27 protein-coding genes are annotated in these 26,672 nt (G+C 33.1%); 16 read left to right on the forward strand and 11 right to left on the reverse strand.

Features of this window, described 5'->3' with window-relative positions:
- Positions 1–2 precede the first annotated feature (2 nt).
- The 6 genes from AAYQ05_RS15270 to AAYQ05_RS15295 all read right to left on the reverse strand — a co-directional run bounded on the left by AAYQ05_RS15270 (position 3) and on the right by AAYQ05_RS15295 (position 6,886).
- Positions 3–293 carry a hypothetical protein gene (locus tag AAYQ05_RS15270; RefSeq protein ID WP_343544290.1) on the reverse strand — a complete coding sequence of 97 codons (291 nt, stop codon included), beginning with the start codon at positions 291–293 and terminating at the stop codon, positions 3–5.
- A gap of 251 nt (positions 294–544) precedes the next feature.
- A complete protein-coding gene (locus AAYQ05_RS15275; protein ID WP_343544291.1) occupies positions 545–2,734 on the reverse strand; it encodes a TonB-dependent receptor in 2,190 nt (729 codons plus the stop codon).
- A gap of 299 nt (positions 2,735–3,033) precedes the next feature.
- On the reverse strand, positions 3,034–3,438 hold the full coding sequence (gene arfB / locus AAYQ05_RS15280; protein WP_343544292.1) for an alternative ribosome rescue aminoacyl-tRNA hydrolase ArfB: 405 nt from the start codon (positions 3,436–3,438) through the stop codon (positions 3,034–3,036).
- A 1-nt stretch (position 3,439) separates the two neighbouring features.
- Complete coding sequence (locus AAYQ05_RS15285; RefSeq protein ID WP_343544293.1) at positions 3,440–5,554, reverse strand: DUF4301 family protein; 2,115 nt, start codon at positions 5,552–5,554, stop codon at positions 3,440–3,442.
- Positions 5,515–6,138 (reverse strand): nicotinamide riboside transporter PnuC, encoded by a 624-nt coding sequence (pnuC, locus tag AAYQ05_RS15290; RefSeq protein WP_343544294.1) that lies wholly within the window; start codon positions 6,136–6,138, stop codon positions 5,515–5,517. The genes AAYQ05_RS15285 and pnuC overlap by 40 nt, the downstream gene beginning before the upstream one ends.
- Before the next feature lie 19 nt (positions 6,139–6,157).
- On the reverse strand, positions 6,158–6,886 hold the full coding sequence (locus AAYQ05_RS15295; RefSeq protein ID WP_343544295.1) for a phosphoglycerol geranylgeranyltransferase: 729 nt from the start codon (positions 6,884–6,886) through the stop codon (positions 6,158–6,160).
- A gap of 94 nt (positions 6,887–6,980) precedes the next feature.
- Between AAYQ05_RS15295 and AAYQ05_RS15300 the strand changes: the two genes are divergently transcribed.
- The 3 genes from AAYQ05_RS15300 (at position 6,981) to AAYQ05_RS15310 (ending at position 8,312) form a co-directional block, all read left to right on the forward strand.
- Positions 6,981–7,547: a Crp/Fnr family transcriptional regulator gene (locus tag AAYQ05_RS15300; protein ID WP_343544296.1), complete on the forward strand. Its 567-nt coding sequence runs from the start codon at positions 6,981–6,983 to the stop codon at positions 7,545–7,547.
- An 82-nt stretch (positions 7,548–7,629) separates the two neighbouring features.
- Positions 7,630–7,917 (forward strand): hypothetical protein, encoded by a 288-nt coding sequence (locus AAYQ05_RS15305; RefSeq protein ID WP_281631104.1) that lies wholly within the window; start codon positions 7,630–7,632, stop codon positions 7,915–7,917.
- Positions 7,914–8,312, forward strand: a complete 399-nt coding sequence (locus AAYQ05_RS15310) for a group III truncated hemoglobin (RefSeq protein ID WP_343544297.1) — start codon at positions 7,914–7,916, stop codon at positions 8,310–8,312. The genes AAYQ05_RS15305 and AAYQ05_RS15310 overlap by 4 nt, the downstream gene beginning before the upstream one ends.
- Positions 8,313–8,345: 33 nt before the next feature.
- Here the strand turns inward: AAYQ05_RS15310 and AAYQ05_RS15315 are convergent, their stop codons facing one another.
- Positions 8,346–8,996 (reverse strand): 4'-phosphopantetheinyl transferase family protein, encoded by a 651-nt coding sequence (locus AAYQ05_RS15315; protein WP_343544298.1) that lies wholly within the window; start codon positions 8,994–8,996, stop codon positions 8,346–8,348.
- Between the two features lie 317 nt (positions 8,997–9,313).
- On the opposite strand from AAYQ05_RS15315, the gene ahcY reads away from it, so the two are divergent.
- The 11 genes from ahcY to AAYQ05_RS15370 all read left to right on the forward strand — a co-directional run bounded on the left by ahcY (position 9,314) and on the right by AAYQ05_RS15370 (position 19,145).
- Entirely contained in the window at positions 9,314–10,630 is a 1,317-nt protein-coding gene (gene ahcY, locus AAYQ05_RS15320) for an adenosylhomocysteinase (RefSeq protein ID WP_343544299.1), read from the forward strand.
- Between the two features lie 198 nt (positions 10,631–10,828).
- Positions 10,829–11,395, forward strand: a complete 567-nt coding sequence (locus tag AAYQ05_RS15325; protein ID WP_343544300.1) for a hypothetical protein — start codon at positions 10,829–10,831, stop codon at positions 11,393–11,395.
- A 156-nt stretch (positions 11,396–11,551) separates the two neighbouring features.
- A complete protein-coding gene (locus tag AAYQ05_RS15330) occupies positions 11,552–13,870 on the forward strand; it encodes a patatin-like phospholipase family protein (RefSeq protein WP_343544301.1) in 2,319 nt (772 codons plus the stop codon).
- Between the two features lie 239 nt (positions 13,871–14,109).
- The gene (locus tag AAYQ05_RS15335; protein ID WP_343544302.1) at positions 14,110–14,394 is read left to right on the forward strand and encodes a hypothetical protein; all 285 of its coding nucleotides are present in this window, start codon (positions 14,110–14,112) and stop codon (positions 14,392–14,394) included.
- 52 nt (positions 14,395–14,446) lie between these two features.
- Positions 14,447–14,779, forward strand: coding sequence for a DMT family transporter (locus AAYQ05_RS15340; protein WP_111426179.1), 333 nt, complete (start codon positions 14,447–14,449; stop codon positions 14,777–14,779).
- A 41-nt stretch (positions 14,780–14,820) separates the two neighbouring features.
- Positions 14,821–15,780 (forward strand): Fic family protein, encoded by a 960-nt coding sequence (locus AAYQ05_RS15345; RefSeq protein WP_343544303.1) that lies wholly within the window; start codon positions 14,821–14,823, stop codon positions 15,778–15,780.
- Positions 15,781–15,807: 27 nt separating this feature from the next.
- On the forward strand, positions 15,808–16,269 hold the full coding sequence (locus AAYQ05_RS15350) for a GNAT family N-acetyltransferase (protein ID WP_343544304.1): 462 nt from the start codon (positions 15,808–15,810) through the stop codon (positions 16,267–16,269).
- Positions 16,270–16,405: 136 nt separating this feature from the next.
- The gene (locus AAYQ05_RS15355) at positions 16,406–17,248 is read left to right on the forward strand and encodes a bifunctional helix-turn-helix domain-containing protein/methylated-DNA--[protein]-cysteine S-methyltransferase (RefSeq protein ID WP_343544305.1); all 843 of its coding nucleotides are present in this window, start codon (positions 16,406–16,408) and stop codon (positions 17,246–17,248) included.
- Positions 17,249–17,377: 129 nt separating this feature from the next.
- Complete coding sequence (locus AAYQ05_RS15360) at positions 17,378–18,091, forward strand: 2OG-Fe(II) oxygenase (protein ID WP_343544306.1); 714 nt, start codon at positions 17,378–17,380, stop codon at positions 18,089–18,091.
- A 213-nt stretch (positions 18,092–18,304) separates the two neighbouring features.
- Complete coding sequence (locus tag AAYQ05_RS15365) at positions 18,305–18,550, forward strand: Ada metal-binding domain-containing protein (protein WP_343544307.1); 246 nt, start codon at positions 18,305–18,307, stop codon at positions 18,548–18,550.
- Positions 18,537–19,145: an alpha-ketoglutarate-dependent dioxygenase AlkB family protein gene (locus tag AAYQ05_RS15370; protein ID WP_343544308.1), complete on the forward strand. Its 609-nt coding sequence runs from the start codon at positions 18,537–18,539 to the stop codon at positions 19,143–19,145. The genes AAYQ05_RS15365 and AAYQ05_RS15370 overlap by 14 nt, the downstream gene beginning before the upstream one ends.
- A gap of 5 nt (positions 19,146–19,150) precedes the next feature.
- On the opposite strand, the gene AAYQ05_RS15375 is transcribed toward AAYQ05_RS15370, so the two are convergent.
- Positions 19,151–19,471: an MmcQ/YjbR family DNA-binding protein gene (locus AAYQ05_RS15375; RefSeq protein WP_343544309.1), complete on the reverse strand. Its 321-nt coding sequence runs from the start codon at positions 19,469–19,471 to the stop codon at positions 19,151–19,153.
- Between the two features lie 26 nt (positions 19,472–19,497).
- Complete coding sequence (locus tag AAYQ05_RS15380) at positions 19,498–20,253, reverse strand: NUDIX hydrolase (RefSeq protein WP_343544310.1); 756 nt, start codon at positions 20,251–20,253, stop codon at positions 19,498–19,500.
- Positions 20,254–20,535: 282 nt separating this feature from the next.
- Between AAYQ05_RS15380 and AAYQ05_RS15385 the strand changes: the two genes are divergently transcribed.
- Positions 20,536–20,793: a hypothetical protein gene (locus AAYQ05_RS15385; protein WP_343544311.1), complete on the forward strand. Its 258-nt coding sequence runs from the start codon at positions 20,536–20,538 to the stop codon at positions 20,791–20,793.
- Between the two features lie 148 nt (positions 20,794–20,941).
- Entirely contained in the window at positions 20,942–22,963 is a 2,022-nt protein-coding gene (locus AAYQ05_RS15390) for a hypothetical protein (RefSeq protein ID WP_343544312.1), read from the forward strand.
- Positions 22,964–23,008: 45 nt separating this feature from the next.
- On the opposite strand, the gene bglX is transcribed toward AAYQ05_RS15390, so the two are convergent.
- Entirely contained in the window at positions 23,009–25,234 is a 2,226-nt protein-coding gene (gene bglX, locus AAYQ05_RS15395; protein WP_343544313.1) for a beta-glucosidase BglX, read from the reverse strand.
- Between the two features lie 13 nt (positions 25,235–25,247).
- Entirely contained in the window at positions 25,248–26,672 is a 1,425-nt protein-coding gene (locus AAYQ05_RS15400; RefSeq protein ID WP_343544314.1) for a glycoside hydrolase family 30 protein, read from the reverse strand.

Below are 26,672 nucleotides of genomic sequence, written 5' to 3' on the forward strand. Positions count from 1 at the left end.
GCTTACGGCTGAATTTCACTGAAAACTTGTTCATCAATATAAAACGCTTCTTTTGGATCCTCGATATCGACTGGTGTAGCATACGTCTTACACATTGCCCTATACTGATTTCTAATGCTATTATATTGTGAAGATGTAAAACAGAGACCGTAACTCTGATGGAATGCTGCTTCTTTTTGATTGGTGATCGTTGTTGCAATTTCATCACAATTTGATCCATCTTCAATACTATTCGCTTTAGATACTGTACTAATCGCCAATACTGCAAATGCAGTAAAAACTAATTTTTTCATAATTAAAAAGGGTTTTAAAAATTTGATAAATATTTTTGGTTAACCATTTCAAACATAGAGAGATAAATCTAAAAAGAAAGAAAAAACTTAAATATTAACTTATTTTTAACAAGTTTTTACTTTTAATTATGAGTTTTTAAAATTTTATTCTTTTTATAAAAAGGCCATTAAACCAGCTTTTTAAGATGTCTAGAAACAAAAAAGCCTGAAAATTTAAAACTTTCAGGCTTTTACTTTTTTTTGAAATGTTTTTAGATTTTCAAACTCAAACCAATTAAGAAGTTTGTTCCTGCTTGCGGATAATAGTATGGATATACATCCCACATTGCTCCGTTTGAAACATATTTCTTGTCGAAAATATTATTTATCAAAGCTGTAATCGTTATCGATTGGAAAATCGTTTTTGGCTTTATTTCGTAAGATGCATTAAAATCGTTTACGAAGTAATCTGCCAATTTAGCTGCTGGAAGTTCAATATTGTTCATGTATTGTTCTCCAACATATTTTTGCAGTAACGAAAGATACAATCTCTCCATAGGTTTATACACAATAACGTTTCCAGCAATTACTTCTGGAGAATAGGCAATTTTTGTAGTTCCGTAAAATTCTCCATCAACAGCCAAATCTACGTTTTTATTGCTGCTCAACGTAAAGTTTGGTCTTAAAGTAACTTTCTCAGAAAGTGCAATTGTGGCATCGAACTCAAATCCTAAACGATAGCTTTTCTCTGTATTGGCACGAATCGGGTTTCCAACATCGTCTAATCTTCCCGTTAAAATCAATTGATCTCTATATCCCATATAATACAGATTCGAATTCAATTGAAATTTCTCTGAATTGAATCTCCAGCCTAGTTCAAAATCATTTAGTTTTTCCGGTTTTACATTTCCACCTTCGTAATCTGTTCTATTTGGCTCACGATTCGCTCGTGCGTAAGAGAAATACAAAGTGTTTTTTTCATTGAAAGCATAATTCAAACCAGCTTTCGGATTAAAGAAATTAAAATTATCATCTACCAAACCAGTTTCTTTACTATTTGCTTTATATTTCACATTTCTGTATTGCAAATCTCCGTAGAAACTTAATTTTTCTGTGAATTGATAATTTGCTTTCGCGAAAACATTACCATCCGTTTTTGACGAATAATCATCGTAATAATGGGCTCCTAACGCTGACTGATCTGAATATTGAGACCAGATTACTTTTCCGAAATGGTCCCCTTCGTATTTATTCCAACCTCCTCCTAAAATAACATTTAGTTTTTCTGTTACATATTTAGCAGAAAAAGTAGTTCCGTAGAAATCATTATCCAACCATTTTTGACGAATCAAATCGGTTACTGGAACTAAATTTCCATTGTCGTCTTCAACTGTTTTTGTTGGCTTAATTGGTCCATAGCCTTCAACGGGTTCATCTTCTTTATAATTTTCGTAATACCCCTTACCTTTTGTATAATGAAATGCCAGGTTTGTGCTCCATTTATCAGAAATCGATTCACTCCAATGTAATTGATAATGATCCTGATTGTAATTATCGGTTTCGTTATCATAGAAGTGTACATTTCCAGCATCGTCTGTATACATTCCGGCAGAATTAAAAGTACGATCTGTATTAAGAGTTTCTGCATCGATTCCGTTCCAAGATTGATATGTTTTTTGAGTTCCTCCAAAAACCAATGCTTTAATCAAAGTTGTTTTACCAACATAAGTCCCTTGCAAGAAATATGATTTTAAATCGGCGCTTCCGCGATCAATATATCCGTGTGTTTTTATTGTAGACAAACGTCCAGCAATTTCAAAATGATCATTTAATAAACCTGTACTAAACTTAACAGTATTTTTAATTGTATTGAATGATCCTGCAGAGCTTGAAATCTCACCTGTCGCTTTTCTTGCATAACTATCTGTAAGCATATTTAAACTGGCACCAAAAGCACCTGCTCCATTTGTAGAAGTTCCAACTCCACGCTGCAATTGAAGACTTTCTACAGAAGAAGCAAAATCAGGCATATTTACCCAAAACGTTCCTTGACTTTCAGCATCATTGTACGGAATTCCGTTTATGGTTACGTTTACACGTGTTGCGTCGCTTCCACGAACTCGAATCCCAGTGTAACCAACACCATTTCCTGCATCTGAAGTTGTTACGACTGAGGGAAGATAATTCATCAAAACAGGAATGTCCTGACCTAAATTTCTATACTTAATTTCCTTTTTATCCATATTACTGAAACTCACGGGAGTTTTTGAAGTAACACGAACCGCTGAAACCAATACATCATCAAGCTGATTCACTTTGGTAGAATCTTGCTGTTGTGCAAAAGAGAAAAGAGAAAAGAAAATAGAAAATAGAGAAAAGAAAATAGATTTGGTTCTGCTCATTTTTTGAACCTCATAACCTTTGTATCTTAGTACCTTAGTACCTTCAAAAATAGTTTTCATTCGTAAAGAATTACGAATAAAAGGGGGAATTATTCTTTTGTTAAATTAATAAATGTGTTTCACGACAAAATAAAGTGTGCACGCTCGATCGTGTCGTTTTTTCCCTTAGCAACATTACTCGCTCAGGTTCTTTGGGTATGATCTCAGCTCGTTATTTGGAGCACCCCTTTGAGACAGTGCAAATGTAATGTTAAAAAGTTAAATTCCAATATTGAAAATTCCAAATTCCAAAAATTCAACTAGATTGAAATCAAAATTCCAAATTCCAACATTAACCTTAGTTGTTGGAATTTGGAATTTTACTCGATGTTCGGTTTTCTTCTAGATTGTTTTAGATCAGAAATGTTCTTTTTGTCTTTGATTCTTTTTTTAATTACTGCTTTTGGAACTTTCGTAGCTTTTCTAATTTTAGGAACATAAAGTCCTTTTTTAATAATTTCGAGAAATCGTTTAGTTACAATTTCTTTGTTTTTAAGCTGACTTCGGTCTTCATCGCAATTTAAAATTAGGATATTTTCAGAAGTTAATCTTGCTGCTATATTTTCCTGTAAAAGTAATTTTTCGTCTTCAGATAAAGCTTGCGAAGTATTCAGATAAAAACTCAAAACTACTTTAGATGAAACTTTATTCACGTTTTGTCCGCCCGATCCACTACTGCGGACGGCTTTAAAGTTTAACTCTGATATTATTTTGTCTGTATCCATATTATTGTGGCTGATGAGCCGCTTTTAACAAATCGTTTACTGTTTTTACTGGATTAAAAGTAATCAAAGGAACAGCAACAAAAACAGTTAGCCAATTGGCCATTGATCCATTCCATAAACCTGGCAATTCGTAGCTTCTTACTGTTTTGCCATCAACACTTTTTTCAACAATAAAACCTGCTTTTTGATCTACAAATTGCAATAAATCGAATTTCTCTTTTTTATAATTTTTAATACCGCAAACTAAATCTACAGGGTTAAAATGTGTTGCCTCCGCTAAAATTGCCTGTTGCTTCTTACTTGTCAAATCTACTTGAGAGGTTTCAACAATTTGAAGAGAATTCACTCCTTTATCATTCATTACCCAAAACGGTCCGCCTCCAGGTTCTCCTTCATTTTTCACCATTCCACAAACACGAATTGGTCTATCTAATAGTTCTTTGATTTTGTTTATTTTATTTTCAAAAGTAAATTTACTGAAGTCATTACTCATCTCGACATTTAGCTCTTCTTTTAAAAACAAAACAATATCTTCTAAATGATTTTCTTTGATATCATCTTGATCAATTGCATTTAAATAAGAAAAAACTTTCTGCTGTATTTCTATTAAAACACCTGCCAATGCTTTTTTGTATAGTGTAATTTTATCAATATGATTCTGAATGACATTATCTATATTTTTAATGAAGATTACATCTGCATCAAGATCATTTAAATTTTCAATCAAAGCACCATGTCCCCCAGGTCTAAAAATTAAATCATGATACTTATCTTTTACTAATTTATTTTCTTCATCAATAGTAATGGAGTCTGTGCTTTTATTTTGATATGAATAACCAATATTAATTTTAACTCCTGATGGCTCTTCAATCTTCCCTATAACCTCATCAACACCTTTATAAAACAAATTCTGATGAATTTCTGATACAGTAAAATGCAAATTAGAGACTTTATTTGAAGTAGCATAATGTATACATTCATTTAAATGTTCTTCAATTGGAGTTGCAATATGCGTTTCATACCAATGAAATGGCAATACTGCTTTTGGCTTATTTGCAAAATTAAAATAGTCAGGAGACAACAATGATTTTATAAAATAATAATTCTTGTAATCTCGTTCAAGAGATTCAAAATCAGGATAAATTTCTCTTAACTTTTGATCTATACATTTGAAGAAAGGAAACTTATCCATTCCGATAATAAAAATGGCAAGTTCCTTGTCTTTTTTTCTATTTATATAAGCATTAATAGTTTCTTTCTGAATATCAAAATCATTTAAAAATGCATTCAAAAATTTAAACATTCTTGTTGCCGCACCAGAAGCGGGAACAAATTTTTTAATTTTTAAATTTTCTTTCTGTTTATCAAAAAAAACAGCTTTATCTTCAAAATCTTTTTCAGATAAACTTAAAATTCCATTTTCAATCGTTGCAGGACTTACTAAGTTACTTTTAGCAATTCCGTTATCAAGCATTTCAAGCTGTTTTAGAATTTTTTCAAAAGGGATTCCTCTATTATATATCTGCACAAAATCATTAGACGAAAAATCATTTTCTTTAGCCAAAGTCAAATCATGAATAATACCTGTTGCTTTTGCCAAACGTGTTTCTTTGTCTCCTGATAATGTTATAAAAGGCTTTTTTGTATCTATTAATGTCTGTTTAAAAACAGAAAACACCGTTTCTCTTCCTTCTGGAGTATCACGAATATCATCTTTTTCCCAAGGAACATCAATATCGGTCAGGAAAAACAAATCGTATTCATGTTTTAGCGCCGCTTCGTTTAAAAGCGGATCACAAAAACCATAATACATTTCAGAAAACACTTTGGTTACCATCAAATTAGTATCGCAAAACAAGTATTTATTTGCATTGGCCAGTTTTTCATTTTCCAATGCAGTCTGACCATAAGCAATTGGCATCATATCATCAGCTACACAAATATGCTTATTCTCTTCCCATTTTTCTTGCAAATAATCGCGTGCAAATTCAGGAACCCATTCGGTTTCATAATAATCTGCAAGCTGTTTTGCTAAGGTTGTTTTTCCTGTACTTTCAGGTCCAAACAAAGCAATTTTTATGATATTTGTTTTTTGCTGTTTAAGATCTTTCTCCATTCTAAATAAGCTGAAATAGCCAAAATTGTAAAAATTATGTATTGAAGCGACAACATTCCTAAGCCACGATAAGCATAGAGAGGCACAACAATAATATCACCAATAATCCAAAGTGTCCAGTTTTCTATTTTTTTTCTGGCCATATACCACATTCCTGCGAAAAATATTCCAGATGAAATCATATCAACATAATTGTCTTTATGAATTTCGTATCCAAAATATTTATAAATCCCGAAAACTACAAAAACAGTCACAATAAACAGTAAGATTCCGATTATTTTTTCATTAAAACTTGTACGGGTAATTGGTAGATTATCCTCTGCAGTTCCTCCTTTTGCCCAGACATACCATCCATAAATACTCATTATAGAAAAATAAGCATTAATAATCATGTCTCCCATATAACCGGCAATATAAAGCAGATAGACCGATATTGCCGTTGCAATTAATCCTGTAGGATATACCCAGATATTTTCTTTTTTAGCAAACCATACACTTAAAATTCCGCAGACAAATACCAGAAACTCCAAAGCAATGTGCCAAAGCGGTGCATTTTTATAACTTTCTAAAAAAAAATCTATCATGAAATGTGGTATTTGACATTTATAATTCAAAAAAACGACTGTTATTTTCAAAGGCAGTTCCAATAACAACCAAATCTGCACCAGCTTGATAGGCTTTTTGAATTCCGTGCAAATCTACAATTCCTCCGCCAACAATAACAGGAATTTCAATATTTTGAGAAATCAGTTCAATCATTTCTGCTGGAACAGGTTGTTTAGCACCACTTCCCGCTTCTAAATAAATAAGTTGATTTCCTAACATTTCACCTGCTTGAGCCGTCGCCAAAACCAAATCAAGATTTTCCCGACTTAGAGGTTTTGTTTTACTTACACGAGCAACGGCAGTTTCATTACCGCTTTCAATTAAAATATATCCCGTAGAAATAACTTCTAAATTTGTTTTTTTAAGAATTGGAGCAGCCTGAACTTGATATTCTATCAAATAATCGGGATTTCGGCCAGACAATAAGGATAGGAACAAAATACCATCTGCCTTTGGCGAAATCTGCGAAGGATCGCCAGGAAACAAAATAACAGGTAAATTCGTTTTTTGCTTTAACTCAGAAATCAATTCTTCTAAAATGTTATTCTGAACAATACTTCCTCCTACAAAAATGTGAGTTGCAGGCGAACCATTAATTTTTTCAATTAAATGATTGACATTTTCCAATACAATTTTATCAGGATCCAAAAGCACTGCCAGTAATTTTTGGCCATTGCTTTTAGCTTCTAAAATCTGTTGTTTAATAGTAAGTATTTGTTCTTGCATACGGGGTGTAAAAGTAAAAGATTTTTAATGCAGAAGAACTATTTTGAATAAATTATATTTGTTCAATGTCTTTTGGTAACGTAAACAATACATTATGATTACAGTCGAATCATTTGATAAAAATGATATTATTTTTGAAGAAGGAAATCTGCCATCACACTATTATCAGATTATTTCTGGTGAAGCAAAGATGAGCAATTATAATGATGATGGCCGTGAATTTATTCAAGGTATTTTTTATAACGGACAATCTTTTGGCGAACCACCACTATTTTTAAACCAAAAATATCCAGCAAATGCTATTGCTGTAGAAAATACCGAGCTTTTTATTCTTTCTAAAGAAAACTTCATGAGGCTTTTAGAAGAAAATCCAAAAGTGAGTATTCAAATAATCGAAAATCTAGCGCAGAGATTGTATTACAAATCGGTTATGGCTGCCGAAATTTCTACCCATGAACCAGAACATCGTGTATTGAAATTAATAGATCACGGAATTGCTTACTTCAATTTTCAAAAAGATAAAAATGGTTATCTTATCAACTTTACCAGACAGCAGATTGGAGATTTAACCGGTTTACGGGTTGAAACCGTTATTCGAACGATAAAAGCATTGGAAAAAAAAGGTGAATTGAAGATTATTAATCGAAAAGTATACAGATAAAAAAATTCTCGTTTTATGATTTTAATCATAAAATGAAACGCCATTGTGTATGTAATTTTGTTGATATAAAAAACTGAATACCATGACACTATACCAAACAACATTCGACATTTTCAATAGAAACTATATGGGTTCTGCTGCAATGGCAGTAATTGGACAAAGCTGTTTAGGAGGCGCTGCAGCCATGTACGTTTTATCAAACGGAACTTCAATTCCACAGATGATTCAGCTAGGAATTATTGTTTTAGCTTGTGTTTTCGCAAATACATCTATCTTAGCACAAATGAAACACAAAGTAGTTTTCAACCTGATTATGGTAAGCACACTTTTAAGCGTATTTTTTATATTCTTGAATAGTTTTATTCTATGAAAAAACAAATAGAAAATAGAGCTGATGTATCTTTTTTAGTACATCAATTTTATGCTAAAATAAGAGCCGATCGAGAAATCGGCTTTTATTTTAATGAAATGATTTCTGATTGGGATGCACACCTCGAGAAGCTGACTGATTTTTGGGAAACTAACCTATTTGGCGTTCGCAAATACAAAGGAAATCCTCACGCTGTACACAATGAAGTTGATGCTCATTTTGATGAAAAAATCACTATAAACGAATTCGGAATCTGGCTCAATCATTGGTCTCAAACCATTGATAAACATTTTGAAGGCGAAAACGCCGAAACATTAAAAAGACGCGCCCGAAAAATGAGTACTTTTTTATACATGAGTATATTTCAGCATAGACAAAAAGAAAGCGAAGTTTAAATATCTAAATCTTAGAATTTTTAAATTGAAATTTTATTTTTCAAAAGCATAAACCAAAGTAAAGGTTCCCTCAAAATTATCTGATTTGATTTCTTCGTAGTGCACATCAAAATCCTTTATGAGATCATCAAAATGAAGACTTGCCTGCGTTTGGTTTTCTCCTAAAGAGAAGTTGTTTACATTAATATGATCTTTAAAACTTATCCCTTTTTCATTTCTTATTTTAAAGATCGCCTCTTTGGCTCCCCAAATAACGGTAAGTTTTTTTATGTATTCTTCTGTAGAATTCGGCTCTAAATACCTGCATTCGTAATCAGTGAATTTATCAGCGATTCTTTGAATTTTCTCGCGCTGTAATTCCATATCAATTCCAACCTTTTCTTTGCTTATAATGATGGCCGCAAAATGGTAAGAATGTGTAATTGAGATATGATGATCACAATCAAAATATGGTTTTCCAAATTCATCATAATGCAAATCTTTATCAGTAAACCCCATTTCCTGAATCAGCATTCTAACACTCAAGAAAGCACGCTGATGCATTTGTGATTTCATTCCGTCAAGTCTGCGCTGTGTTTTTTCTTTCAACGTTACTCTGCTGTACAATTCATCAAAAGATTCGGTTATTTCCCAAATTAAAATTTTAGTCGTTTCATTGAATTGTATGGTCTGAAATAAAGGCATTACTTTTTAATTATAAATTGTAAATGATTAATTATAAATTTTTGGTGGTAAATTTTAAACCATATAAGTCATTTAAGAAAATATAACTGTTGGTTTAAAGAATGCATTAGTAAATATAAGCAATTCGCGACAAAGGTAATAGTTTCAGAATCTTTTTTAAATGAACTTATATCACTTATATGGTTTAAATCGTTTTATAAACTAATGTTCTAAAGATTAAGAAATTAAAGATTTCACAAATCTGACAGAAATTAGTAAAATTCAAAAGCTATTCCTTAAATTTGCAAAAATTTTACAATTATACAAATATAATATAAATGAGTACATCGACTACGCCTTATGTGGCTTTCAAAGTAAAAGACATTTCTCTAGCGGCTTGGGGAAGAAAAGAAATTGAACTAGCTGAAGCTGAAATGCCAGGTTTAATGGCACTTCGCGCTGAATATAAAGACGAACAACCATTAAAAGGAGCTCGTATTGCTGGATGTTTACACATGACGATTCAAACTGCTGTTTTAATCGAAACTTTAATTGCTCTTGGTGCAGAAGTTACTTGGTCTTCTTGTAACATTTTCTCTACTCAGGATCAGGCTGCTGCTGCTATTGCTGCTGCTGGAATTTCAGTTTACGCTTGGAAAGGTCTTGACGAAGAATCTTTTGACTGGTGTATTGAGCAGACTTTATTCTTTGGTGAAGACAGAAAACCATTGAACATGATTCTTGATGATGGTGGAGATTTAACTAACATGGTTATTGATCGTTACCCAGAATTAGTTGCTGGAATTAAAGGTCTTTCTGAAGAAACTACAACTGGTGTTCACAGACTTTATGAAAGAGTAAAAGCTGGAACTCTTCCAATGCCTGCAATCAACATTAACGATTCTGTTACTAAATCTAAATTTGATAACAAATACGGATGTAAAGAATCTGCTGTAGATGCTGTACGTCGTGCAACTGACTTAATGTTGGCTGGAAAAAGAGTTGTTGTTTGTGGATATGGTGACGTTGGAAAAGGAACTGCTGCTTCTTTCAGAGGTGCTGGTTCTATTGTAACAGTTACTGAAATCGATCCAATTTGTGCTTTACAAGCTGCAATGGACGGTTATGAAGTTAAAAAATTAAACACTGTAATTGCTAATGCTGACATCATCATTACAACTACAGGAAATAAAGATATCGTTCTTGGAGAGCACTTCGAGCAAATGAAAGACAAAACTGTTGTTTGTAACATTGGTCACTTCGATAACGAAATTGATATGGCTTGGTTAAACAAAAACCACGGTGCATCTAAAATCGAAATCAAACCTCAGGTTGACAAATACAACATCAACGGTAAAGATATCATTATCTTGGCTGAAGGACGTTTAGTAAACCTTGGTTGTGCTACAGGTCACCCAAGTTTTGTAATGAGTAACTCATTTACAAACCAAACTTTAGCTCAAATCGAATTATGGAACAACAGCACAGCTTACAAAAATGAAGTTTACATGTTACCAAAACATTTAGATGAAAAAGTTGCTGCTTTACACTTAGCAAAATTAGGCGTTGAACTTGAAGTTTTAAGAGAAGATCAAGCTGCTTATATTGGTGTTGAAGTTCAAGGTCCATTCAAACCAGAGTACTACAGATACTAAATCTATTTTAGATTGAAGATTTCTGATTTTAGATTTCTTCGATTACATATTCAAACCCGACAGGTTTTAAAAATCTGTCGGGTTTCTTTTTTTGTTTCTATCCAGAGCTTAAATTTCAATAAAGCTTTAAAATTAATCAGATAATTTTGAATAATTTTTAAATATATTTGGGTTCCAAAACCAACCAAAACCCAAATCATGAAAATATATTTTTTTACAATCCTGATAATAATATTGCCGTTTTTTGCTTCAGCACAAATTGACCAGCGAATGCAAATGCATCAACAAATAAATGCACAAAATCAAAAATGGGCAAGTGAGCGATTAAGAGACGAAAATAACTGGTCTCAGCAAGCAATGTCCAATCAATTGCACAATCATAGCTCAAAAGCCCAAAAAACATTATACAATGAAGAAAAGAAAAAACAAAAGCTAGAAGAAAAAAATGCTAAATTAAATGCTGATTTGAAAAAGAAACAAGACGAATTAGCTGCACTTGAAAATTCTCCTAATAATACAAATAGTGATGTTCAAAAAAACATTCAGAAAACCAAAGAACAAATAGCAAAATCGGAAGAAAAGCTAAACAAATCCAAAACTGATCTAGAAGCAAGCTCTAAAAAAGTGACGGATTTAAAAAAGGAAATGGAAATTTCGCTAACAAAAAAAGCAGATCTCGAGAAAAAGGAAAAAGAAGATCAAGAAAGAAAGCAAAAACAAGAAGAGATAAACAAAGCTCTTTTAAAGAATATAAAATCAAACTAATAATATCAACAGAACCTCACATAAATGTGAGGTTTATTTATTTTTGCACTTCCATAAAAAAACATTTCTCTCAAAAAATTGCACGTTTCTAAATATCTGCTTACTTTTAATAGCCAGAATAAGAATCTATTTATCAAATACTTAAATAGTTAAAACTTGAAAAAAACATCTTATTTACTTGTCCTCTTCTTTTTATTTAGCCTTCCACACATTATTTTTTCTCAAGAAAAAAAGCCTAAAGTTGTATTGGTGTTAAGTGGCGGCGGAGCAAAAGGAATTGCACATATTCCTCTTTTGCAAAAATTAGATTCACTTCACATCGTTCCAGATCTTATTGTTGGAAATAGTATGGGAAGTATCATAGGTGGTTTATATGCAATGGGATATTCGGGTGATAGCATAGAAAAAATCACCAAAGATATTTATTGGGATAAATTGCTAGGTGGAGGTCAGTCATTACGAGCTGTAAGTGCCGAAGAAAAAAGAGAATTTCAACGCTATTTAGTCGGAATAGGTGTTAAAGACGGAAAACTTAACAGCATTGGTTCTCTGTTAAATGATCAAAATCTAAGAGAATACCTTTCTGAATTAACTTTTCCTGTATACAATGTCAAAGATTTTGACAGTCTCCCGATTCCTTTCAGAGCTATGGCTACAGACCTGGTCGAAGGAAAAGAAGTTATTTTAAGTAAAGGAAGTTTATCCTATGCCATGCGCGCCAGTATGTCGCTGCCTGCCATCTTCAAACCAATGCCTTACGGAAAAACAGTTTTGGTAGACGGTGGAGTATTAAATAATTTTCCGACTGATGTTGCCAAACAAATGGGCGCCGATATTATTATTGGAAGTGATGTCGGAGGCGGAATGGAACCTGTAGATAAGCTAAACAATCTTATGACTATATTAATGCAGACCAGTATGTTTCCGAGTAACATCAAGAATCCTGCAAACCGCGATCTATGTACAATATTGGTCGATCATTTACCTAATCTGCGCTTCTCTACTGCCGATTTTGCCAATAGCAACGAAATCTACAAAGACGGTAAAATTGCCACAAATCAAAATCTTCCGGCTTTAATTGCGCTTTCAGAAAAGCTAAAAGGATTTCAGCAGCGAACTCATAAATTGCCCGATATGCCAAATGAGTTTGTTCTAGATACAATTGTTTACAAAAAAATAAGTCCTGAAAATATGCCATTGGTTGTCGGAAGGGCAAATCTAAAAACCCATGTAAAATATACCACTAAGGACTTAATTGCAGGAATTAATAGAGCAATGGGAACCAATCTTTTTGACGAGATTACGTATAGTTATTTCATTAAAGACGAAGATAAACTAGGCATTACATTGTTCGGATTTGAACGTGCCAAAAACCAGCTAAACACATCAGTTCATTATGACACTTACCGAGGTGTCGGAATCATTTTTAACTACACAGGAAGAAATGTTCTTGCCGACGCCTCTCGTCTTCTTTTAACGGTAGATATTGCCGAACAGCCAAAAGCAAGAATCAATTATCAGAAAAATTTTGGAAAGCATAGAGAATGGTGGTGGATATCTGAAGCTTATGGAGCCTTTCTGCGCCAAGAAATCTACATAAATGGGAAAGCATCAGACAATATACTTTATAATTCTTTTGAACTCAACAATGAGGTAAACAGAAATATAAATTCTTTAAAAAGCTATTTAGGCTTTGGTTTAAATTATAGCTACACCAATCTAAAACCTAAATATGATCGAGAATACAATCCAAACTCTGTAAGCATCAACAATTACAACTTCAATAATATAGAATTCAACCTGCATTATTCTTATAATGACATGGATCGAGTTTTCTTTGCCACAGAAGGGACAATTATAAAATCGAATATAGCACGATCATTTCTTACCGATATCGACGCTGCTTTTTCTGATCCAGACCAAACACGAGTTTCTGGCTCAACAAATGGCTACACCAAATTTGGTTTAACTTACGAGAAGAGATTAGCTATAAAAAAGAAAATTACAGGAATCATTGGGTTTGACTCTTATTTTATTTTTCAAGATAAACTTAAACATGATGATATTCCGTTTTCAGGATTTGGTTACGCGGCAAAATATTTCATAGGCGGTATTATTCCAAGTTCTGGAAGCAATCGCTTCTCGTTTGCAGGACTTCATGAAGACGAACTTAATGTTACACAATATATGGGCCTCAAACTTGGATCTCAAATAAACTTAATCGGAAAAATTTACCTGACTCCCCACTTCAATATCGCTTCTGTTGGTTTTGACACCTTCAACGATTACATAAAGCATGCCTTTAATCCAAAAGGAAATTGGGATAACAACATCGATACCAGCTTAGTAATATCAGGAGGCGCAGCGATTTCCTATCAGTCCATTTTAGGGCCAATTCATTTTGATACGTCATGGATAAACAATATCGACAAGGTAAGATTATTTTTTAGCGTAGGATTATCATTCAATCCTTAAAAGAGATATCTAAAATTAATCAGGGCGTGCCATAATTTTAAAAAAAGGCCCAATATGCTTTGCGTACATTGGGCCTTTTCTTAAATTATGTCGGGCTATCCGCGCTACTTTGGTAGCTAGCTCCTATCCCTCACGCAAACGTAAACCAAGAACCTTAAATATTACCATACTATTCACGACTCTAAAATTTAAAGTTTAAATTTGAAACTCCAGAACTCATAATAAAGCAAAAAAGAATTATGATCGAAAAAGTTTTATGCGAAATACACGGCACAAAAGAAATGACTTTTGGCTGCATTCATATTGCAATGGCAACAGACTCTAAAGAAAAAGTAGGTTTTTATTATTCAGAAGCCGAGGAAGATCTTCCTCAAATTGCTTGGTGCGGAGATTGTGAACAATGGCTTCTTGATAATGGAGAAGAATGGACTGATACTTTTCAAGCCAGAGCAGATTTTAAAATGCTATGCATTGATTGTTTTGATGAAGTAAAAAATAATGAAACAGAAATTCATATTCGATAAATAAATTCCCGTCCGTTTCAAACAAAGCTTAACTTTGTAAAAAACGACAATCATGAAGAATTTTTTATTTTTATTTATCGCTATAGTTTTTGAAATCATTGCAACATCGGCATTAAAAAAGTCTGAAGAATTTACCAAACTTATTCCGAGTATCATAACCATTATTGGCTATTGTGGTGCCTTTTATTGTTTGAGTTTTGCCATCAGAACCATTCCTGTCGGATTTGCTTATGCCATCTGGTCTGGAGTCGGAATTGTATTAATTACCGCAATTGGCGCTATTTTCTTCAAAGAAATTCCAGATTTACCTGCTATTATTGGGTTAAGTTTAATCATTATTGGTGTGATTGTAATTAATGTTTTTTCTAAAACTACAGCGCATTAAATCAAAAAATATTATTTTTGATAGTATCAAATGATACTATCATGAAACCACCTTATGACATTACTCCAATCATATTAAAATTAATAAGTTCTATATCTGAAAAGATCGGAGCGTTGAACACTTTATACCTTGACAAGCAGTCTCCAAAACTTAGAAAACAGAATAGAATTAAAACAATACATTCTTCATTACAAATTGAAGGAAACACTTTAACAGAAGAACAAATTACTGCATTAATTGAAAACAAGAGAGTAATTGGCCCACAAAAAGATGTCTTAGAAGTTCTAAATGCAATCGAGGTTTACGATCAATTAGGTAAATATAAATCAACTTCTTCTAAAAGTTTTTTAAGTGCTCATCAGTTATTAATGAAAGACCTCGTTCTTGATGCTGGAAAATATCGAAAACAAGGAGTTGGAATTGTAAAAGGCACAAAAGTTGCACATATTGCTCCACCCTACGAGAATGTTCCTTTTTTAATGAATGATTTATTTGACTATTTAAAAAACAAAGATGAACTAACTTTAATAAAAAGTTGTGTCTTCCATTATGAAATGGAATTTATTCATCCATTTTTAGACGGAAACGGCAGAATGGGAAGATTATGGCAGACTGTTATTCTAATGGAACAATACCCTGTTTTCGAATTTTTGCCTTTTGAGACATTGATAAGTAAAACACAAGACAGCTATTACAAATCTCTGGCTATGAGTGATAGAAGTGGTAAATCAACTTATTTTATTGAGTATATGCTGGATGTAATAAATAAATCATTGGAAAATCTCCTTAATTACGATAACAGAACAATAAAAGACATTGACCGGTTAGAGTATTTTTATTCTCTTGGAATTAAGGAATTTACCCGAAAAGATTATATGCATGTTTTTAAGGATATTTCTGCAGCTACCGCAAGCCGAGATTTAAAAAAAGGATTATCATTAAAACTTTTTGATATTACCGGAAATCAGAGTACTGCTAAGTATACCTTAATCGGCTCTTAGCCTTCTTTTAGCAAAAAAATAAAAAACATGGACATTCGAAAAGCTACAATCTCAGACCTTACCGAAATGCAGCAATTGTATATCGAAACCATACAATCTGTCTGCAAAAACGATTATAATACAGCTCAAATAGAAGCCTGGATTTCTGGTGTAAAAAATACAGAACGCTGGACTGCTGTTATAGAAACACAATTTGTTTTATTAGCTATCATTAAAAATAAAATTGCGGGTTTTGGAACCTTAAAAGATGGAAATTATATTGATTTCTTCTACATTCATAAAGATTTTCAGCGACAAGGAATTGCTGATAAAATGCTAAACGAATTAGAAACCGAAGCTAGAAAACATCATTCAAAAACCATAACTTCAGATATTAGTATTACTGCAAAACCATTTTTTGAAAAGAAAGGATTTGTTGCAAAAGCAGCACAGAAAAATATTCGCTTGGGCGTTGAATTAATTAACTTTAAAATGGAAAAAGAATTGTAAAATTTTATTTCAAGTTCCAGGTTCCAACTTAACTTGGAACCTGAAACTTGAAACCCGAAACAAAAAAACAAAGCAAGTTTCAGATTTTATACGTGCCAAAACCAATCGATCTTTGCCTTATAAAAATGGAAGAAAAATGAACACGCAAGAAACCATTAATTATAACCGTATTGCAGAAGCAATCGATTATATCAAAGCAAATTTTAAAGATCAACCCAATCTTGATGAAGTTGCAGAAAAAGTACATTTAAGTCCGTTTCACTTTCAGAGACTTTTTAGTGAATGGGCAGGAACGAGTCCGAAGAAATTTTTGCAATTTACAAGTATCGAACACGCCAAAAAATTACTCAAAGAAAATCAGGCAACAATTTCTGAAACAGCTTACGAAACTGGGCTTTCAGGAACTAGTCGACTGCATGATCTATTTGTTAATATTGAAGGAATGACGCCTGCAGAATATAAAAATGGCGGAAAAAATCTAGCTATCAATTATAGTTTTGCCGAAAGTCCGTTTGGGAATATTATTGTTGCATCGACCTCAAAAGGCGTTTGTTTTATGGCTTTCGCAGAAGATGAAATCACCGGACTTATTGCATTGAAAGATAAATTTCCAAATGCCTCTTTTACCCAAAAACTAGACTTAGCACAGCAAAATGCGCTATTTATTTTTCAGAACGATTGGAGTAAATTATCTGAAATTAAGTTGCATTTAAAAGGAACCGATTTTCAGTTGAAAGTTTGGGAAGCTTTATTAAAAATTCCAATGGGACAACTTTCTACTTATGGAACAATTGCACAACAAATTGAAAAGCCAAATGCATCTAGAGCGGTTGGAACTGCAATTGGCAGTAATCCCGTTGCATTTCTTATTCCGTGTCATCGTGTTATCCAATCTTCGGGAACTTTTGGCGGTTACATGTGGGGAAATACCAGAAAAACAGCCATTATTGGTTGGGAAGGTGCGCAAATAAATCTATAAGTTTTTCTGCTACGACTCGGGCGATAGCGAACAGGCGAAGCAATTCACGAATTATTCTTAAAATCTATGCGTATAGAATTATTTTAATTCGTGAATTCGTGGCGAAAAAAAATCTCTATCTAAATTACTATGCAAAATATACAATCCAAAATTGCTTCTCAAGACTGGGAAAGCATCACTGAATCTATGCACGAAAATGGATTTGCAATTATTCCAAAAGTGCTTAATAACGAACAATGCGAAGATCTAAAATTCGATTATGGCAATCCATCCATATACCGAAAAACAGTTGTAATGGAACGCTATCGATTTGGTTTGGGCGAATACAAATATTTCAATTATCCGCTTCCAGATTTAATTCAAAATATACGTTCTTCGATTTATCCAAAATTGGCTCCAATTGCAAATGCTTGGATGAAAGTTTTAAATATTGATACTGTTTTTCCAGCAAAACATGAAGATTTACTAAAACAGTGTCATGATAATAATCAGCTGAAGGCTACAGTTTTAATTTTAAAATACGGCAAAAGCGGCTTTAATACTTTACATCAGGATTTGTATGGCGATGTTTATTTTCCTATTCAAATTGTGCTTTTTTTAAATGAACCTGATGAAGATTTTACTGGCGGTGAATTTGTTCTAACGCAGCAAACTCCTAGAGCACAATCTAAAGCGATTGTTTTAAAACCTAAAAAGGGAGACATTCTCGTTTTCACAACCAATTTCAGGCCTGTAAAAGGTACAAAAGGGTATTATCGTGTAAATATGAAACATGGTGTAAGCGAAGTTCTATCTGGTGAAAGATATACGTTAGGGATTATTTTTCATGATGCCCTTTCGTGATTTTTACTCGCGAAGTCGCGAAGTTTTTTGACAAAGTTCCTAAAGAGTTTGTCATTTCGACGAAGGAGAAATCTTCGCGAGAAGCTCTACAAAGATTGGACTATTGTTGCGGAGTTACTTGCGAAGATTTCTCCTTCGTCGAAATGACATAAAATGAGAAAAAATTTTGCGATTCTGCGACTTTGCGAGAAATAAATCTTTAACAATTTAATTATGATCAAGCATAGTAAAATTTCAGATTCAGAACTGCGAAATAAAATTAAAAAAGGCGAAATTTGTTTCGGTGGCAACCAGAAATTAAAGATCTACGGAACACTAAAATGTTCTTCGGGAAAAAGAATGAAACGGGAGAATCGGGTTTTCTTTTCTTCTGAAAAAGATGCCATACAAAATGGTTTCAGACCTTGCGGTCACTGCATGAAATCAGAATATCAAAAATGGAAAAATGGACTTATTTAATCCTCAAATAGACGAAACAACGAATCTGCTTCCAAAAGATGGAACGGTGAATTATTACGGAAAATTATTTTCGAGAACAGAAGCCGACTTCTACCGTGATATTTTACTAAATACAATCGAATGGAAAAATGATGAAGCGATAATCTTTGGAAAACTAATCCTTACGAAAAGAAAAGTAGCGTGGTACGGCGATCAGGAATTTGAATATACGTATTCGAATACAACCAAAAAAGCTTTGCCTTGGACGCCTGAACTTTTGAAACTAAAAAAAATCATTGAAGAAAAAACTGGTGAAACTTTCAATTCCTGCCTGCTTAATCTTTATCATACTGGAGAAGAAGGAATGGCTTGGCACAGCGATGCCGAAAAAGATTTAAAGAAAAACGGCGCAATTGGCTCTGTAAGTTTTGGTGCCGAACGCAAATTTGCTTTCAAACATAAAGAGTCAAAAGAAACGGTTTCTATGATTCTGGAACACGGAAGCTTATTGGTTATGAAAGATGAAACGCAAACGCATTGGCTTCACAGACTTCCTCCAACAAAAACTACACAAAAAGCGAGGGTTAATTTGACTTTTAGAACGATTGTGAGATAGCAATTTCATTTCTTTTGTGAAGCCACAGTTTCATAAGATCGTATCAAGGCATCTTCAAACATTTCGGGCCTTACTCTTGAAAGTTCGACGATTGTCCAACCTTGTTTTCCCCATTTATTTGGAATTGGATAGAAAATCTTTTCGCTTGACGCACAAAAAACCGACTGGTCAATTTCGGTTAATTTTAAAACGGCATGATTATTTTTTTCGTAAAAAGTGGCAAAAATCTTCTTTTTGATTCGAAAAGAAGTTTTCTCAAAATGAGGTTCCTCTGTTGCATTTGGAAATGATAACGCTAATTTTCTAAAGGTTTCAATTGAAATCATAACCATTCATTTTAAATTATTATTTCTTACCAGCCTTGATTCAGTCCGTTTTTAAGAACCTCATCGTATTTTTCTTTATCAAAGGAATATAGGTTTGGGGCTTTATGTGCTACATTGCTTTTCTTTTCATCAAGCTTTCTAAGGATTCCGATGTTGGTTATTTTTCTTAAAAAATTTCGGCGATCCAACTTTTTGTCCAAAATCGTTTCGTATAATTTTTGTAATTCTGGAATTGTAAATTTTTCTGGCAATAAATTATAACCTATTGGCATTAAATTCAATTCGATTCTTAGAGTATTTAGGGCTTTATCCAGAATTTCACGATGGTCTAAAATAAGTCCAGGAACTTCTTTATGGTCAATCCATTCTACTATTTCATGTCGGTTTGCTGGATTTGGAAGAATTTTCGAAAAATCGACCAAAGCATAATAGCCAATCGTAACAAAACGGCGCATAAGCCATTTCCCTTTTGCCTCTTCGATTTTAAGGTACTCCAATGTTTTTTTATCAAAATGCTGTTTGTTACGGTCTACTTTTCCAAAGGTTGCAAATTGTCTTAAAAAAACACCGTCAACACCGGTTCTGCTATTCAATACTGTGATAGCAGCAGTATCTATATCTTGATCAACGGGGATAAATCCGCCAGGTAAAGACCATTTATTGGCACGCTCTACTTTAATCAATAAAACTTTTAATTGATTATCATGAAAACCAAAAATGACACAATCGATGGAAAGTCCAGGCTGGTAATTTTCGTTATTATCTATAATGTCTTTTAACATCAAAAATCTTTATAAATTCTTTCTTTTAATAACGTTGCAATTTACTCCATTTTTATAAAACTCAAGTGTTTTTCTAAAGAGATGATTTTCAATTAAAATAGAAGTGTTTAAACCACAATTTTAACGAAAATTTAAAATCAAATTTAAAAAAAATAAGTACATTGCGTCATAATAACACATTAATGGTTTTAATTGTTATAATTGAAATCAAAAGACAAAGAAAAATAATACAAAGCTACCATTTATCTTCAAAGTGAGTGTAGAAATTAAATGTAGAACATCATGAATGCCAATACTTTAAAAAATTTTAATCAAAAGATTAGAAGTAAAATTCTAAATTCTTTTGGGTTTGTTTCTAAAACCTATCTCTTAGAAGCTTCCTTGAAATATAGTGAAGAGCAAGAAAGAATTTTCAACGAGATGATTGTTGAAACTGATGCAAAAAACAAAAAAGCAAAACAAGAAGCGTTTGACAAAGCTTTGTATGCTTCTTATAAAGGAATTGGCGCCATGGATTTTGTAAATACTGTTATAAAATAACCTTGTCCCTGTTTATAATTTATAATGTGGCCTCACTTTTAGTGAGGCTTTTTTTATTACAAATTTCACACGATTATAGAAAAAAATGAACTTTTATTAGTTATTTTAGCCGTTTTCAAAGTAAGAATATACACCTATAAAAAGAATCATGGAAAATATCATTGAATCAGAAAGTTATAAAATTCAAAAACCAGAAAATTGGGCTCCCTCAATTGACGATCATCAGCTTATTGAATATATAAAAGAATCCGATTTCTCTAATAAACAAGTTGACGAAGGACGTGATTTTTGCTATTTCTTAGATAAAGTTTATTACACAAGTGATACTGAAAACAGCGAATATGCGTGCGTAGCCTATACACTTAATGAACCAGGAAATCTTGAAAGTGCATCAGTAAGAGATGTTGTTGTTGAAGAAAACGAAACTTATGTTATACACAGAATCAGTGTTTTGAGAGATGGTGTTTTGATTGACAAAATTCCAGATACTAAAATTAAAGTTTTGGATAGCGAAAATCAGAGTGAAGGCGGTATTTTGAGCAGTAATAAAAAAGTAAATATTACGATTAAAGATTTACGCCTTTATGATGTTTTAATTACCGAAGATTCTCGCACAAAGGTTTTTACAGATCGCGATTTTATGAGAAAGGAGTTTCTTAAATATGTGTATGTAACGCCAAGTTCTTATTGGGCTTACGGAAAGTATAAGTTTTCTTTTATCAATGATAGAAAAGAAACAATCGCTTACAAACAGACATTCTATAGAGATGAAGAGGGAAATGTTATAGCACCCGAAATCAATCACCTGAAAAAAGGAGAGCGTTTTGTTATTGACAAAGAAAATTACATTAACTCTTTTGACGTTAATAGAGAAATTGCTCCTTTTATTGATTTTGCAACAGATCGTAATTGGATTGATTTATCTAATTATATTTCTCCGCTTTATGAAGAAATATACAATAAAGCTTCTCTAAAAGAATTTGCTCCAAATCTTGTTGAAAAGCTCGATGCCATTGCAGATCAAGATGAGAAGTTGCAATTTGCGATTGATTATGTACAGAATCATGTGTATTATGTTTTTAATGCTGACGAAATGAACGGGCACAAACCACAAGAGCCATCTGTAACTTATGAAAATAAACAAGGTGATTGTAAGGCAAAATCGGTTTTATTGAAAGTGGTTCTGGATTATATCAATGTTGATTCTTCTGTGGTATTGGTAAACTTTAATTCGGACCATTACATTAAATATTATCTTCCTTCGCTATTGACTTTTAATCATGTTATTGTAAAAATTAAACACAAAGGAGAAACGTATTTTGTTGATGCCACCTCAAGAGATGAATTTGGATTGCTTGAAAACCGTGGTTTTATCTACTTTAAGCACTATTTGGAGGTAAAACCAAATCAGGAATTAGCGATTAAAGAACCGTATAAATTTCCTTATTATGGAATAACTGAAAAAGCAGATTTCAGTGCTCAAAATAATATTGGTCAGTTAAAATTGGTTTCGACTTACAAAGGAAATCGTGCCAATTATATGCGTAAATATTTTAAAAACACGAATAAAAGAGAAATAATTGACAGCTGGAATAATTTCTTATTCTATGCCTTAAACTATTCTAACGACAGAAACGGAACTGATATTAGAACTATTTTTAAAGATGCTTCAATTGAGATTGTGAGTGATGATAAAAAGCTAAATGAATTTACGATTATGTACAACACGTCAATTGAAAATCCATATTTTACTGATGCTGAGAAGAACCGTTTTTTAATGTATTTTGATCGAAATGTAGTCAAAAATGGAGCACGCGATTTTATACACAGCGATGTTTCGTTCTGGCATAATTTTGACAACGAAAAATACGAAATCAACTTATCGACAGATCAGAAAATAGATACTCAAGAAAAATATACTATTCAAGAAAGCACTATTACAAATCCATATTTTGGTTTTACAAGCCGCAAAAAAGTAAACAAAAATGGCGCGTCTATTTATATCGATTTTAAACCATTGATCAATTTAGAAATTCCAAGTGAAGATTTTGAAGATTTTAGAAATGCACATCATGAAATCGCCGACAGCAATTATGGAATTGGAATCGATATTATAGAACAAGGCTTAATGAATATGCTGAAATACAGTTTTAAGAAACGACTAAAATAATTTTGATAAAAAAAACGGGGCTCAAAAAGAAGCCCCGTTTTTAATTTAATTTACTAATTCAAAATCTGATTTTAATTTAATATCTGCTGATGAAGCTCCAATCATAACTTCAAAATCTCCTGGTTCAGCAACCCATTCTACTTTATCATTATAGAAAGAAAGCTTCTCTTTGTCGATTGTAAATTCGATTGTTTTAGATTCTCCTGCATTTAATTTCACTTTTTGGAAATCTTTCAATTCTAAAACTGGTCTTACTACAGATCCAAATTTATCTTTCAGATACAATTGTACCACTTCTTCTCCAGCAACTTTTCCTGTATTTTTCAATTGGAAAGAAACTTTAATTGTTTCATTGCTTTTTATTTTAGTCGAAGATAATTTCAAACCAGAATAATCAAACGTTGTGTAGCTTAAACCATATCCAAAAGGATATTTTGGAGAGTTTTTCAAATCGATGTAAGCTGAAACATAGTTTGTTGAGTTTTCATCTTTAGCTGGTCTTCCTGTACTAAAATGATTGTAATAAATTGGCACCTGCCCAACTTCTCTAGGGAAAGTCATTGGCAGTTTTCCTGACGGATTATAATCTCCAAATAAAACATTTGCAATTGCATTTCCAGCTTCAGTTCCTAACCACCAAGTGTACATAATAGCAGGAACATTATCTGCTGTCCAGTTAAAAACTAAAGGTCTTCCAGCATTTATTAAAACTACAACTGGTTTTCCTGTTGCCTGAATTGCTTTTACTAAATCTTCTTGGACACCTGGCAAATGCAAGTCGCTTCTGCTTTTTGCTTCACCACTCATGTCGCGTCTTTCTCCAATACTCAAGATTACAACATCTGCTTGTTTCGCTGTTGCAACAGCTTCTGCAAAACCATCTTTGTTTGTTCCTTCGATCTCACAACCTTTTGCATACAATAATTTAGTGTTTTTACCCACTTTATTCTGTAAACCATCCCATTGCGAAACGATCCATTTATTGTAATCAACTTCAGGAAGTTCTACAGACCAGAAACCCATGTTCTCTTTATATTCTTTAACCATTGGTCCAATAAATGCAATTGTCTTTACATTTTTAGAAATTGGCAAAGTCTGATTTTCATTCTTTAATAATACAATACTTTTCTCCGCAACTTCAAGAGCCGCTTTTCTATGCTCTGGATTGTTTAATGCTTTTTCTGCACGTTTTTCATCAGAATATCTGTAAGGATCATCAAATAATCCTAATTCGAATTTCTTGCGAAGAATACGTCTTACTGCATCATCAACCAAATCAATAGAAACTCTGCCTTCTTTTACTAACTCTGCCAAATTCTTACGGTATGCATTACTTTCCATATCCATATCGCTTCCTGCAGTAATAGCTGAATAAGCTGCTTCTTTAAGATCTTTAGAGTAACCATGTGCTACCATTTCTCCAATTGATCCCCAGTCTGAAACTACGAAGCCTTGAAAGTTCCATTTCCCTTTTAAGATATCTCTCTGCAAATGCACATTTCCAGTTGCTGGAATTCCGTTAATATCATTAAATGAATTCATAAATGTTGCTGCACCAGCGTCTAAAGCCGCTTTAAATGGTGGCAAATAGGTTTCCCACAACATTCTTTCACTCATATCTACAGAGTTATAATCTCTTCCTCCAACTCCGGCTCCATAAGCAGCAAAGTGTTTTACGCAGGCCATAACTGAGTTTAAATCTCCCAATTTGTTTCCTTGAAAACCTTTTACTCTTGCGTAAGCAATTTTAGAACCTAGATAAGTATCTTCTCCTGCTCCTTCCATTACACGTCCCCAACGAGGATCACGGCTAATATCGACCATTGGAGCAAATGTCCAGTGAATTCCGCTTGCTGCTGCTTCAGTTGCTGCAACTCTTGCTGCTAATTCAATTGCTTGCAAATCCCAACTTGCCGCTTCGGCTAACGGAAGCGGAAAAGTAGTTTTGTAACCATGAATAACGTCTTGTCCAAATAACAACGGAATTTTAAGTCTTGACTGCATCGCCAATTCCTGGTATCCTCTGGTATATTTTGTTCCGATTACGTTCAGCATCGAACCAATTAAACCTGCTTTTATTTCAGCTTGTTTGTTTGGGTTTATTGTAATTGGACCCGTTGCCTGATTGTCGCCAGTATATTGATTTAACTGACCAATTTTTTCTTCGATTGTCATTTTCTTCAAAAGATCATTGACTTTCTGATCTATTGTCTGTTGTGCCGACGCAAAAAGCGAAAGCATAAACAGCATAATTGTTGTTGTTTTTTTCATGTTTTTAAGTTGTTTACCAAACGTAAGTTGCTACTGCACCTGCGTTTAAAGTGGCTGTAGTTTGTTTTTGGTTGTATTTAATATTAAATGTTGCAACTGAAGCTCCATCATTTTCTACAATTAAAACGGTTTGTCCTGATGGAGTTTTGAAAGCCACATTGTATAAGCTTCCCGCAATATTACTTCCAATTCTTACTGAACCTTCTGGAACAAATTTAGAAGCATGTCCGATAATATAATATCCTACTTCTCTTTTGATATTTTGATTTTGATCAATCATTAAAGCTCCTTTGCAAGTTGAGCATCCTCCTGGCGTAAAAGGCTTATAGAATTCATCATTTGCCAATCCCCACGAAAGTGCATTTTTACTCCAGTTTCTCATAGAACCAATTACTACATTTTTCACGCTCCATTTTAAGTCTGTTTCAAAATTGGTTCCCGATCCTGTATATTGTTCTGTAAAATACAAATCTTTATTTGGAAATTCGTTATGCACAGTAGTCAAAGCACTAATATCTCCTTCGTATAAGTGAAAAGCCGATCCTGTTACAAATGGATTTGCCTTTGGGTCTCTTAAAATCGTCAAAGGATATTCTGGTTTGTTGCAGTTGTGATCGTAAACAATAATTTTGGTTTTGATTCCTGCTTTCGCGAAAGCGGGACCTAAATGATTCCCAATAAAGTCAGCTTGCTGTTCTGCCAGCATTAACAAACTCGGATTGTTTCCTGGGTGCAATGGTTCGTTTTGAGGCGTAATTGCGTCAATAACAATTCCGTGAGATTTCATTGCTTGAATATATTTTACAAAATACTGAGCGTAAACTCCATAGTATTTTGGCTGTAAGCTTCCGCCTTTTGAGCTTCCGTTATCTTTCATCCAAACTGGAGGAGACCACGGAGAACCCATTATTTTAATTTTAGGATTTATGGCTAAAATCTCTTTTAAAACCGGAATTACATCATCTAAATCTGGACCAAGATTAAAGTGTTCCAAATTCATATCTGTTTGTCCTTCTGGCATATCATCATACGAAAAAACTTTTTCATTCAAATCTGATGCTCCAATACTGATTCTTAAATAACTTAAACCGATTGCGTCATTTTTTCTAGAAAACAATTCCTGAAGCAAGGCCTCTCTTTTTGATTTATCTAGTTTTTTAATGGCCTGAGCACTTCCGCCCGTTAATGAAAATCCGAAACCTTCGATGGTTTGAAATTTCTCAGCTGGATTAATCTCGATTGTCTGATTTGAATTTGTCTCTGAACTAAAAACTAAGTCAGTTTGTTTTTTAAGTTTTGAAGTTTCATCTGTAGTAGTAATCCAAGACTCTACTTTTCCAGAATTGGAAGTAACACTTTTTGAAGATCCGCAATTAAACTGCATCGCAATTAGCGGCAGTAAAATCAGGATTTGAAGTTTTTTGTTGATGTTTTTCAT

Source organism: Flavobacterium movens (assembly GCF_039581425.1).
In the GTDB taxonomy this organism is placed as follows: Bacteria; Bacteroidota; Bacteroidia; order Flavobacteriales; family Flavobacteriaceae; genus Flavobacterium; species Flavobacterium luteolum.

Excerpts from the sequence above, each read along its gene's own strand:
- AAYQ05_RS15270 (WP_343544290.1), bottom strand. The coding sequence starts at position 293 with ATGAAAAAATTAGTTTTTACTGCATTTGCAGTATTGGCGATTAGTACA.
- AAYQ05_RS15275 (WP_343544291.1), bottom strand. The coding sequence starts at position 2,734 with ATGAAAACTATTTTTGAAGGTACTAAGGTACTAAGATACAAAGGTTAT.
- arfB (WP_343544292.1), bottom strand. The coding sequence starts at position 3,438 with ATGGATACAGACAAAATAATATCAGAGTTAAACTTTAAAGCCGTCCGC.
- AAYQ05_RS15285 (WP_343544293.1), bottom strand. The coding sequence starts at position 5,554 with ATGGAGAAAGATCTTAAACAGCAAAAAACAAATATCATAAAAATTGCT.
- pnuC (WP_343544294.1), bottom strand. The coding sequence starts at position 6,138 with ATGATAGATTTTTTTTTAGAAAGTTATAAAAATGCACCGCTTTGGCAC.
- AAYQ05_RS15295 (WP_343544295.1), bottom strand. The coding sequence starts at position 6,886 with ATGCAAGAACAAATACTTACTATTAAACAACAGATTTTAGAAGCTAAA.
- AAYQ05_RS15300 (WP_343544296.1), top strand. The coding sequence starts at position 6,981 with ATGATTACAGTCGAATCATTTGATAAAAATGATATTATTTTTGAAGAA.
- AAYQ05_RS15305 (WP_281631104.1), top strand. The coding sequence starts at position 7,630 with ATGACACTATACCAAACAACATTCGACATTTTCAATAGAAACTATATG.
- AAYQ05_RS15310 (WP_343544297.1), top strand. The coding sequence starts at position 7,914 with ATGAAAAAACAAATAGAAAATAGAGCTGATGTATCTTTTTTAGTACAT.
- AAYQ05_RS15315 (WP_343544298.1), bottom strand. The coding sequence starts at position 8,996 with ATGCCTTTATTTCAGACCATACAATTCAATGAAACGACTAAAATTTTA.
- ahcY (WP_343544299.1), top strand. The coding sequence starts at position 9,314 with ATGAGTACATCGACTACGCCTTATGTGGCTTTCAAAGTAAAAGACATT.
- AAYQ05_RS15325 (WP_343544300.1), top strand. The coding sequence starts at position 10,829 with ATGAAAATATATTTTTTTACAATCCTGATAATAATATTGCCGTTTTTT.
- AAYQ05_RS15335 (WP_343544302.1), top strand. The coding sequence starts at position 14,110 with ATGATCGAAAAAGTTTTATGCGAAATACACGGCACAAAAGAAATGACT.
- AAYQ05_RS15340 (WP_111426179.1), top strand. The coding sequence starts at position 14,447 with ATGAAGAATTTTTTATTTTTATTTATCGCTATAGTTTTTGAAATCATT.
- AAYQ05_RS15345 (WP_343544303.1), top strand. The coding sequence starts at position 14,821 with ATGAAACCACCTTATGACATTACTCCAATCATATTAAAATTAATAAGT.
- AAYQ05_RS15350 (WP_343544304.1), top strand. The coding sequence starts at position 15,808 with ATGGACATTCGAAAAGCTACAATCTCAGACCTTACCGAAATGCAGCAA.
- AAYQ05_RS15355 (WP_343544305.1), top strand. The coding sequence starts at position 16,406 with ATGAACACGCAAGAAACCATTAATTATAACCGTATTGCAGAAGCAATC.
- AAYQ05_RS15360 (WP_343544306.1), top strand. The coding sequence starts at position 17,378 with ATGCAAAATATACAATCCAAAATTGCTTCTCAAGACTGGGAAAGCATC.
- AAYQ05_RS15365 (WP_343544307.1), top strand. The coding sequence starts at position 18,305 with ATGATCAAGCATAGTAAAATTTCAGATTCAGAACTGCGAAATAAAATT.
- AAYQ05_RS15370 (WP_343544308.1), top strand. The coding sequence starts at position 18,537 with ATGGACTTATTTAATCCTCAAATAGACGAAACAACGAATCTGCTTCCA.
- AAYQ05_RS15375 (WP_343544309.1), bottom strand. The coding sequence starts at position 19,471 with ATGATTTCAATTGAAACCTTTAGAAAATTAGCGTTATCATTTCCAAAT.
- AAYQ05_RS15380 (WP_343544310.1), bottom strand. The coding sequence starts at position 20,253 with ATGTTAAAAGACATTATAGATAATAACGAAAATTACCAGCCTGGACTT.
- AAYQ05_RS15385 (WP_343544311.1), top strand. The coding sequence starts at position 20,536 with ATGAATGCCAATACTTTAAAAAATTTTAATCAAAAGATTAGAAGTAAA.
- AAYQ05_RS15390 (WP_343544312.1), top strand. The coding sequence starts at position 20,942 with ATGGAAAATATCATTGAATCAGAAAGTTATAAAATTCAAAAACCAGAA.
- bglX (WP_343544313.1), bottom strand. The coding sequence starts at position 25,234 with ATGAAAAAAACAACAACAATTATGCTGTTTATGCTTTCGCTTTTTGCG.
- AAYQ05_RS15400 (WP_343544314.1), bottom strand. The coding sequence starts at position 26,672 with ATGAAAAACATCAACAAAAAACTTCAAATCCTGATTTTACTGCCGCTA.